1 protein-coding gene is annotated in these 1,089 nt (G+C 44.5%); it reads right to left on the reverse strand.

Translation table 11 applies throughout. The annotated features are described in order from the left end of the window. The coding region (cysB, locus tag A3751_RS15590; protein WP_068457772.1) for an HTH-type transcriptional regulator CysB at positions 1-942 on the reverse strand (942 nt) is incomplete at its 3' end. Positions 943-1,089: the final 147 nt, after the last annotated feature.

Genomic DNA, 1,089 nt, shown 5'->3' on the forward strand with positions numbered 1-1,089 from the left:
CGACACATCTTCTCTATGGGCATGACTATAGAAAGCTTCATCAACCAAGTCTCGCGTTAAATGCGGCGCAAATTCTGCTAAAAACTCATACATGAATCCGCGCATGAATGTTCCTTTACGCAAAGCAATACTAGTGATCGCATCAGGGAATAAGTCTGTTGCCGGTATCGCCACCAAGTCTGAATCTCTTACGGGATCAAACGCCATCGAAGCAATAATGCCAACTCCAAGACCAAGTCGGACATAGGTTTTGATAACATCGGCATCAGAAGCCGTGAATACGACATTTGGCTCCAAACCTTTCGAAGAAAAAGCCTCATCGAGCTTTGCTCGTCCTGTAAAACCAAGAACATACGTCACAATCGGATGCTCAGCCAACCGCTCAAGCGTGAGCTTAGATTCACTCAGCAGAGGATGATTCTTGGGTACGACCACAACGCGATTCCAACGATAACAAGGCATCATAATTAAGTCCGCATGCTGACTTAGCGCCTCCGTCGCAATAGCGCAATCGACGACTCCATCCGAGCACATCTCCGAGATCTGAGCGGGCGTCCCCTGATGCATGTGCAATGAAACATCAGGATAACTTTTCATAAAACGACTAATGATGGGCGGGAGAACATACCGCGCTTGTGTATGCGTAGTGGCTACGGTCAACTCACCGGTGCGATTATCATTAAACTCGTGAGCTATTTTCTTAATATTCTCGACATGAGAGAGGATATCACCAGCCACCGAGAGAATTTTCTCACCGGCGGGAGTAATTCGCGTCAAATGCTTTCCACTTCGAGAAAACACCTCGACACCAAGCTCATCTTCTAACAGTCGGATCTGCTTACTAATTCCTGGCTGCGANGTATATAAACTCTGCGCAGTCGCCGAGACATTAAGGTCAGGGTGAGCGACTGCCCAAATATAACGCAGCTGTTGTAACTTCATTTTGCAGTCCCTAGTCCAAACTTATGAGTATAAAGCTATAAGTAATTATTATTTTGAAGAATAAAAACATCCTATATATTACTATTTCTACTTAAGCTCTATTAGATCGCTAACAATATAGACTAAAAATATGGAATTTGTGGCCTT

The organism is Oleiphilus sp. HI0080 (assembly GCF_001635135.1).